At 25.9% G+C, this 9,743-nt stretch carries 8 protein-coding genes; 6 read left to right on the forward strand and 2 right to left on the reverse strand.

Annotated elements, in window-relative coordinates:
* The first annotated feature begins 209 nt into the window (after positions 1-209).
* Both rfbD and Q0V09_RS04490 read left to right on the forward strand, forming a co-directional pair.
* Entirely contained in the window at positions 210-1,064 is an 855-nt protein-coding gene (gene rfbD, locus Q0V09_RS04485) for a dTDP-4-dehydrorhamnose reductase (protein ID WP_297407182.1), read from the forward strand.
* Positions 1,064-2,212, forward strand: a complete 1,149-nt coding sequence (locus Q0V09_RS04490) for a dTDP-glucose 4,6-dehydratase (protein ID WP_297487355.1) — start codon at positions 1,064-1,066, stop codon at positions 2,210-2,212. The genes rfbD and Q0V09_RS04490 overlap by 1 nt, the downstream gene beginning before the upstream one ends.
* 51 nt (positions 2,213-2,263) lie before the next feature.
* Here the strand turns inward: Q0V09_RS04490 and Q0V09_RS04495 are convergent, their stop codons facing one another.
* The gene (locus tag Q0V09_RS04495) at positions 2,264-2,821 is read right to left on the reverse strand and encodes a HutD family protein (RefSeq protein ID WP_297487358.1); all 558 of its coding nucleotides are present in this window, start codon (positions 2,819-2,821) and stop codon (positions 2,264-2,266) included.
* A gap of 98 nt (positions 2,822-2,919) precedes the next feature.
* Entirely contained in the window at positions 2,920-3,066 is a 147-nt protein-coding gene (locus Q0V09_RS04500; protein ID WP_297407721.1) for a hypothetical protein, read from the reverse strand.
* A 146-nt stretch (positions 3,067-3,212) separates the two neighbouring features.
* Between Q0V09_RS04500 and Q0V09_RS04505 the strand changes: the two genes are divergently transcribed.
* The 4 genes from Q0V09_RS04505 to Q0V09_RS04520 form a co-directional block, all read left to right on the forward strand.
* On the forward strand, positions 3,213-4,337 hold the full coding sequence (locus Q0V09_RS04505; RefSeq protein WP_297407723.1) for a YibE/F family protein: 1,125 nt from the start codon (positions 3,213-3,215) through the stop codon (positions 4,335-4,337).
* Positions 4,338-4,339: 2 nt separating this feature from the next.
* Positions 4,340-6,214, forward strand: a complete 1,875-nt coding sequence (locus tag Q0V09_RS04510) for a 5'-nucleotidase C-terminal domain-containing protein (protein ID WP_297487360.1) — start codon at positions 4,340-4,342, stop codon at positions 6,212-6,214.
* A gap of 98 nt (positions 6,215-6,312) precedes the next feature.
* Positions 6,313-9,117 carry an EAL domain-containing protein gene (locus tag Q0V09_RS04515; RefSeq protein WP_297487362.1) on the forward strand — a complete coding sequence of 935 codons (2,805 nt, stop codon included), beginning with the start codon at positions 6,313-6,315 and terminating at the stop codon, positions 9,115-9,117.
* A partial coding sequence (locus Q0V09_RS04520; RefSeq protein ID WP_297487364.1) for a type I phosphomannose isomerase catalytic subunit occupies positions 9,098-9,743 on the forward strand: 646 nt, incomplete at its 3' end. The genes Q0V09_RS04515 and Q0V09_RS04520, both read left to right, overlap by 20 nt.

Consider the following 9,743-nt stretch of genomic DNA (forward strand, 5'->3'; position numbering starts at 1 on the left):
ATCTACACCAGGACGTACACTCTTTCCCTACACGACGCTCTTCCGATCTCTCCAGAGTTTGATTCAGGAATACTTTGGAATGATAAGGATATAAATATAGAATGGAATTTTGAAAAGTATAATTTAAAAATAGAAGACATCTTATTATCAGAAAAAGATAAAAAATTGCAAACATTTAAAGAATTTGTTGAAAGTGGTGTTGTAATAGAATGATATTAATAACAGGATCTAATGGACAGTTAGGAACAGATTTAAAAAAGATATTAAAAAATAAAAATATAGAATTTATTGGAACAGATCATAAAGAGTTAGATATAACAAAGATAGATGATATTAGAAGATTTGTTCAAAATAAAAATATAGATGTAATAATAAACTGTGCTGCATATAATAATGTTGATAAGGCTGAAGAGGAAAAAGAGTTGTGTTATAAATTAAATGCCTATGTTCCAAGAGATTTAGCTTTAATAGCAAAAGAGATTAGTGCAGATTTTATAACTTATTCAACAGATTTTGTTTTTAATGGAGAAAAAAAATCTCCTTATATAGAGAAAGATTTAGTAGATCCATTATCAATATATTCTAAATCTAAATCAGAGGGAGAAAAACTTGTTTTAGAATCTTATGATAGAAGTTTTATTATAAGAACATCTTGGGTATTTGGAATGGGAAATAATAATTTTAATAAACAAGTCATTAATTGGAGTAAAGATAGAGATACTTTAGGAATAGTAGATGATCAAGTGTCATCACCTACTTACTCTTATGATTTAGCTTTATACTCTTTAAAACTTTTAAAAACTAAAAAATACGGATTATATCATTTAAGCAATGATGGAATAGCATCAAAATATGATCAAGCAAAATATGTACTAGAATCTATTGGTTGGAAAGGTATTTTAAAAAGAGCAAAAAGTAGTGATTTTATATTACCAGCTAAAAGAGCAGAGTATACAAAATTAGATAGTAGTAAATTAGAAAAAGTGATAAATGAAAAGTTACCATCTTGGAAAAGTGGAATAGATAGATTTTTACAAGAGATGAAAGAGAAGGGAGAACTTTAATGAAAACTTACTTAGTAACAGGAGCAGCAGGATTTATAGGAGCTAACTTTGTAAAATATATGTTAGGAAAATATGAAGATATAAGGATAATTATACTTGATAAACTAACTTATGCAGGAAATTTAGGAACAATAGAAAATGAATTGAAAGATTCTAGAGTAACTTTTTTTAAAGGGGATATTTGTAATAGAGAACTTGTAGAAAATATTTTTATGCAGGAAGAGATAGATTATGTTGTTAACTTTGCAGCAGAATCTCATGTAGATAGAAGTATAGAAAATCCTCAAATTTTCTTAGAAACAAATATACTTGGAACACAAAACTTAATGGAAGTTGCTAAAAAGTTTTGGAGTACAGGGAAAGATGAATTTGGGTATCCAGTATATAAGGAAGGGAAGAAATTTCATCATGTATCAACTGATGAAGTTTATGGAAGCTTATCTAAGGATTATGAAATTCCAAAAGAGTTAATACTAGATGAGAAAGTAGCTAAGATAGCGAGTGGTAGAAAGAATCTAAAAACATATGGAGAAAAAATGTTTACAGAAAGCACACCACTTGATCCAAGAAGTCCATATTCAGCTTCTAAAACAGCAAGTGATATGATAGTAATGGCTTATGGTGAAACATATAAGTTTCCATATAACATAACTAGATGTTCAAATAATTATGGTCCATATCATTTTCCTGAAAAACTAATACCTTTAATTATTAAAAATATCTTAGCTGGAAAAAAACTTCCAGTATATGGAAAAGGTGACAATGTAAGAGACTGGTTATATGTTGAAGACCATTGTAAAGGAATAGATTTAGTAATATCTAAAGCTAAGGCTCATGAGATATATAATATTGGTGGGTTTAATGAAGAGGAAAATATAAATATAGTAAAATTAACAATAGATACAATATCTAAAATAATGAAAAATGAGCCAGAATATCAAAAGATATTAACAACAGATGTTGAAAATATAAACTATAATTTAATAACATATGTACAAGATAGGTTAGGTCATGATGCAAGATATGCAATAGATCCAACAAAGATAGTAAGAGAGTTAGGATGGTATCCAGAAACATCTTTTGAAGTTGGAATAGAGAAAACAATAAGATGGTATTTAGATAATCAAAAGTGGTTAAATAATCTGTAAGAATAAATAAAAAAAGGTTGATCAAACTTAAAGTTTGATTAACCTTTTTGTTTATATTTTTAAATTAATATAGATTCCAGTGCCAACTCCTTCAATTTGAAAATTATTTCCACAAGCAATAAAAGTATCTCCAACAGCAAGAGTATATTCATTGTTATTAAGATGGATATGTTTTGGAGATTCAAGATTATAATATATATGTATTCCAAAATTATATTCCTTTTCGCCATTAAAATTGTTTTCAATAAACTTAAAATTTAAAATATCTATATTTTCTTTGTATATTAAATTAAAATCAATAGATTCGAAATTAGTATTACTTATGACCCTAGTATCTCCATTAAAAAAGATATGCGAATAAGGAAGTAGATGAGTTATGTCATTATTAATAGTTAAATTTAGTTCTCCTGTTAATAAAATTAGTAATCGTTTATAACCTGAAAAATCAGAAAAATTATATTTTCCAGGATTTATAGTGGCAGTTGATATTCTAAAATTAAAGTCAGAATCTATAGTGGAATTAGCAGGATAAATATAGATCTCTTTTGAGATACCACCGCTCCAAGAGTGTATTTTAGTTTCCTCATTTCTAATAATTTTATAATCCATTTATTTTGTCCCCCCTATATAGTAATACAATATAAGTATATAACTTATAAAAGGAAAAAAATCAAGGGCAAAATAAAAAATCCTCTAAAGGATTTTTATTATGCAATATGCTCGTTAATTTTTAAAATTTCATTTAAATCTATATTATCCTCATCTTTTGTAGCCTCGAGTCCTACAATAAGTAAGTCAAATAATTCATCCACATTTTTACCTTTTAGTAGCTCTTTTAATTCTAGTTCTGTCATTGGAACACCTCGCTAAAAAAATAATTATGAATCCTCTAATTTATAATACAAAGTTTTTAAAAATTAGTCAAATAAAAAGTATGGATTTTTTATAAAAAATGATATAATTTAAATATAAATGATTTTAAATAGAACAAGAGGTTTGTATGAAGAAAAAAATGTTGTTTTTCATGGTGGTTTTTTCAGTTTTTTTAATGGCGTATATTTCACCTAAAATGAGTAAAAATTTAAAGGGTGGACAAGTATTTAATCAAGAATTTATAAATGGAAAAGTTGTGAAAGTATTATCAGAAGATTTGATGTATGATCCTATTATGAAAGGGAAATATAGAGGAAGTCAAACTCTTGAGGTAATAATGGAAGAGGGGGAGTATAAAAATCAAAAATTCAAAGTATACAATTCTTTAAGTAGTCTTCATAATATATATGCAAAGGAAGGATTACAGGCTATTTTCACTATAAGAAAAGTTGGAGATAAAGAAACAGCTTGGTTATATAATTTAAAAAGAGATAGGGGAATATATGTTCTTATAGCTATTTTTATGAGTGCAGTAGTAATTCTTGGTAAAATGAAAGGTGTAAGATCTTTACTTGCTCTTATTTTTACAGGAGCAGTAATAGTTTATATTTTATTGCCTTTGTTATTTAAGGGAGTCGAACCAATTCCAATATCAATATTATTGTCATCAATAATAATATTAGTAAGTTTTTTATTAATAGGAGGATTTGATAGAAAAACTTATTCAGCAATAATAGGAACAATTTGTGGAATAACAATAGCAGGATTAATTTCCTATATATCTGGAAAATTTATGGATTTAACTGGATTAAATTTATCAGAGGGTGAACAACTCTTATACATAGCTAAAGAATATAAATTAAAAGTTGAAGGATTACTTTTTGTATCAATTTTAATAGCTTCTTTAGGGGCGGTTATGGATGTAGCAATGTCAATGGCTTCATCTGTAAATGAAATATATGAGCATAAACCACAGATAGAATTTAAAGAGTTATTTAAATCTGCAATGTCAATAGGAAAAGATATTGTAGGAACTATGATAAATACATTAATTCTTGCATTTGCAGGAGGATCCCTTCCATTGATGATGATGATTTGGGGGTATGGAATGACTTATAAACAATTTATAAATATTCCAGCAATAGCAATAGAGGTTGTGAATGCATTAGCAGGAAGTATAGGTATAATAGCAACTGTTCCTATAACAGCAGTTGTATCAATATTATTAATAAAAAGAGAAAGGGAGGATTAGTAGTGAAAAGTACAAAATTTTTCGTTTTAGGGGCTCTTTTATCAATGGTTTTTGTAGGCTGTGGAGAAAAAGAGAAAACAAAAAATGTGGAAAAAGTAGAGGTAAAAAAAGATATTAAGGAGTTTAAAGAAAATAGATTAACTCTTGAGAAAAAAATAATAAAAAAAGGGGAACCTGGATCTAAAAATGTTATTTTATCATTTGCAGCAACTTCAGATGTACATGGAAGAATTTATCCATATGAGTATGGTGTGGATGAAGTAGATCAAGATGCAGGATATGCAAAGACATATACAATTGTAAAAGAATTAAGAGATAGGAATCCAAATTTAATATTAATGGATATAGGAGATACAGTTCAGGATAATAGTGCAGAATTATTTAATAATTTAGAAACACATCCAATGGTAGAAGCGATGAATACTATGGATTATGATGCTTGGATACTTGGAAATCATGAATTTAATTTTGAAAAAGATTTTTTACTTAGAAATATAAGAAATTTTGATGGAGCTGTTATCTCAACTAATATTGAAAATGAAGATGATGGATCTAAATTTGTATTACCTTATCAAATATTTGATGTACAAGGTGTAAAAGTAGCCTTAATAGGTGCGCTACCTCCTCATGTACCAATGTGGGAAGCATCTGCACCAGAGCATTTTAAAGGATTAACTTTTGAAGATCCAATGAGTGCTGTAAAAGAAACTTTAGATGAGCTAGATGGAAAATATGATGTTTTAGTAGGGGCATTTCATTTAGGTAGAAAGGATGAATATGGAGCAACAGGAACATTTGATTTAGCTAAAGCATATCCACAATTTGATCTTATATTTGCAGGACATGAACATGCAAGATATGTTACAGAGGTTAATGGAGCTATGGTGTTAGAACCTGGTGCTTATGGATGGGGTGTATCAAATGGTGAGATAAAAATGGTTAAAGAAGATGGAAAATGGAAAATAGAAAATATAGTAGCTAAAAATATAGAAAGTACAAATGTATCTGCTGATAATGACATGTTAGAGCAATTTAAAGGAGTTCATGATAAATCATTAGAAGATGCAAATCAGGTTGTAGGAAAAATAAATCAGAAGTTTATTCCAAGAACTGATTATATAACAGGAGCGGATAAGGTAACAACTATGCCAACAGGTCAAATGGAAGATAATGCAATTGTTCAGTTAATTAATGATACCCAAAAATATTATGCTGATGCAGATGTTTCAGCAGCAGCAATATTTAATTTTGAATCAAATTTAGATGCTGGAGATTTTAAAAAGAAAGATGTTGCTTTTATTTATAAATATACAAATACCCTAATGGGTGTAAATATGACTGGAGAGAATCTGCTTAAGTATATGGAATGGTCAGCTAAATATTATAATAAAACTGAACCTGGAGATGTAACGATCTCATTTAATCCTAAAGTTAGAGGATATAACTATGATATGTTTGATGGAATAAATTATAAAATTGACATATCTAAATCAGAGGGAGAAAGAATAGTAGATCCTACAATAAAGGGAGAAAAATTAGATCCTAAAAAGATATATAAAGTAGCAGTTAATAATTATAGATTTGGTTCTCTTATGAATTTAGGATTAGTTAAAAATGAAGATAAATATTATGATTCATATGCGACATTGCAAGATGCAGGAAGAATTAGAGATTTGATAATAAAATATGTACAAGAAGAGATGAAGGGAGAGGTTACTCCTAAAATTGATAAGAACTGGAAAATAATAGGATTTGATAAAAATGTTTCTGGAAAAGAAGAAATTTTAGAAAAAATAAAATCTGGTGAGATAGTGATACCTATGTCTGAGGATGGAAGAACTCTTAATGTAAAATCAATTAATATTAACAAATTATAGAAGAATAGGAAGCTTAGCTTCCTATTTTTTTATTGTATGGTATATTTACTTTTTTTGTAATAAAAGATACAATAAAAAGATACACTAAAGGAGGAAGTATGAGAAAAATACTATTCATATATATTCTTTTTGTAAGTACATTATTTGCAACTGAAAGATATATTCCTAAAAATAGAGGAGAAGTAATTTATTTAAAAAATTTAAGGTCAGAAGAGATTACTTTGGGATTATCCAATGAAGAGTTTGCTGTAAAAAAAATAGATGGAATATCTTTAAATGATATTTTAATAGATATTTTTAAAAATTATTTACAATTAAATATAAAAATAAAAAAAAATAGAAAAAGTAAACTTTATAACATGTTAAAAAATAATGATATTGATATTGTAGGAGTTGTGACTCCAACAGAAGAGAGGAGAAAATATTGTGATTTTACAACAAGTTTATATGGAGAAAGTTTATATATTGTATCAAAGAATAAAGAGTTAAGTGATATAAAAACATTAAATAATAAATCTATTTTAGTTGAAAAAAATACAATATATGTAAAATATTTAGAAGAGTTTTTAAAAAACAATGATATTAAGATGAATTTAATTCAAGTTGATAAAATAAAAAATCAAAAGAATAATTTAATTTTAGAAAGTGCAGTAAATTTACAAAATACAGAAGGAAAATTGCCGATTGGGCATCTTCCAGATACGAGTATAGGAATAAGAGATGAATATAAGAGTCTTGTAAATATTGTAAATAATTGTTTAAGTGAAAAATATACAAATGTTTTAGAAGAGTATATTTATAAAAAAAATAGAGAAAATAATGTTAAGAGATTTAATAAAGAGCTAACTTTTCAAGAAAAGGAGTATTTAAAAAATTTAAAAGAGATAACAATTGAGTATGAAGATAGAAACAGTATATGTTATTTTTCTCAGAAAGATAATATTTACAAAGGAGCTATACCTAATTTAATGGAAAAAATAGGAGATGGCTTAGGAGTAAAAGTAAAAGTGTTGAATAAAAAAGTAAAAACTTGGAAAGAGATATTTAAAGATTTTGAAAATAATAAAATTATGGTACTACCATTATCAAAAAATAGTAAAAGAAAAAAAGATTATATTTTTGTAGATGATATTTATAATATGGATATTTATTGGGTTACCGATATTAGATTGAAAAGTGAAAAAGAGGTTGGGGTAGTAAAAAATACAATAGATGAAGAGGTTGCTAAAAAATATTTTTTTAATGAACAATTAAAAAAGTTTGATACATATGATGAATTATATAGTGCTTTAAATAATGGTAAATTGACATCGGCAATACTTTTTGATATAGATGATTTAGATAATAAATTTTTTAGCTTTGAATCTATGGAAAAAATTCATATAAATTTAGCTTTACACAAAAACGATAAAATTCTAAGAGATATATTAAATAAAGCAATAAAAATACTTGTAAATAAAAATGAGATATTAAAAGATGCAGGAATAAAAGAAAGAAGAGAGCTTCTTGAAAAAATAGAAATAGAAAAAAATCAAAAGAATAAATTAATATTTTTTCTTATATGTATTCTGATTTTTTCTGTAATTACGACTTTTAAATGTATCAAAAACAGAAAAAAAGCTATAAAATTATTAGTAGATCCATTGACAGGACTTTTAAGTAGAACAGTATTTGATGATTTCTGTAATAAAAAGAATTATTTAGAAGGGACTGCTATATTCATAGATTTAGATAATTTTAAAAATTCTAACGATACTTATGGGCATAATATAGGAGATGAAATTTTAAAAAATGTATCAATTCATTTGAAAAATATATTTAAAAATGATTATATATTTAGAATTTCAGGTGATGAATTTTATATATTTAATATCTTTGATTTGGAGAAAAAATTATTTGAATTGCAACAAAAAATTAAAAATGATCAGTATTTAACAAATTATAGAATATCATTAAGTGTTGGTTACTTTAAAAAAACAAAGGATATATCTTTAAAAAGTTCTTTTAAATATGCAGATTTATCAATGTATGAGGCGAAATTAATAGAAGGTTATTCTATTTATGAAGGTAAAAAAGAATTTATTTGTAAAAAGAAAAGGGAACAAATAATAAAGTTAAACTTAAAAAAATTAGGAGAAGAAGATATATTCGTAGCATATCAACCTAAGGTTCTTCTTGAAAACAGAAATAAAATAATTGGAGTAGAAGCTTTAGCTAGATGGAAAAATAGTGAATTTGGATTAATATCTCCTGGAGAGTTTATTCCAATAGCGGAAAAAATAAAACACATACACTATATAGATTATAAAATTGCTGAAATATCAATAAAAACTTTAAGAGAATGGTTAGATAAAAGAATTGTAGGAAAAGATTTTATACTTTCTTTTAATTTATCAATGTTAACTTTTGAAAGAGAAGATTGTGTAAAAAAAATAAAAGATCTTTTATTAAAATATAAAATTAATGGAAGGAATATAGAGATAGAAATAACAGAAAGTTTATTAATATCAAATATAAAACTAACGTTAGAAAAAATGAAAGTATTTAAAGAGATAGGAGTAACGTTTTCTTTAGATGATTTTACAACAGGCCATTCAACAGCATCAGTTTTATCAATTTTACCAATAGATATAGTAAAGTTTGATAAATCTTTAATCGATTCTTTTAATGAGAAAAAAGGTAAAATAGTTTATAATGTACTTGTAAATCTAATAAAAGGGTTAAATTTAAAAATAGTAGCAGAAGGAATTGAAAGTGAAAATCAATATAGATTTTTAAGAAATAGAAAAGTGGATTATGGACAGGGATATTTATTTTCAAAACCTTTAAAAAAAGAGGAGTTTGAAAAATTTAAAATAATATGTGACTTAATGGGGAGGAAGAGTGGAACTATTAAAATTTAAAAAAAATTTAGTTGAAAAAGTATGGGGAGGAAGAAAATTTAAAGAAAATTTAAATTTTGAATTACCAACCTTAGACTTGTATGGAGAATCTTGGGAAGTAAGTTGTCATCCTATGGGAATGTCATTTGTAGAAAATGGAAAATTTGCAGGAAAATCTTTAAATGATTTATTTATAAAATATAAAGAGAGATTAGTAGGAGAAGAAATTATAAATAAATACGGAGAAAAATTTCCGCTTTTAATAAAATTTTTAGATATTAATGATAAATTATCAGTACAGGTTCATCCAAGTGATAAATATGCTTTGGAAGTGGAAAATGAATTTGGGAAAAGTGAAGTTTGGTATGTTATGGAAGCTAGTGACAATGCAAAATTAATTTTAGGATTAAAAAAAGAGATAACATGTAATGATTACAAAAAAAAAATAAAGAATAAAGATTTTACCAATCTCTTTAATGAGATAAAAGTAAAAAAAGGTGATTTTATTGATGTAAAACCAGGGGTTGTTCATGGTACATTAGAAGGATCTATTTTAATTTGTGAAATTCAACAGAATTCAGATATGACATATAGAATATATGATTTTGATAGAGAAGTCAATGGGAAAAAAAGAGAGTTACATTTAA

It is taken from the genome of uncultured Cetobacterium sp., assembly GCF_947039425.1.
Taxonomy (GTDB): Bacteria; Fusobacteriota; Fusobacteriia; order Fusobacteriales; family Fusobacteriaceae; genus Cetobacterium_A.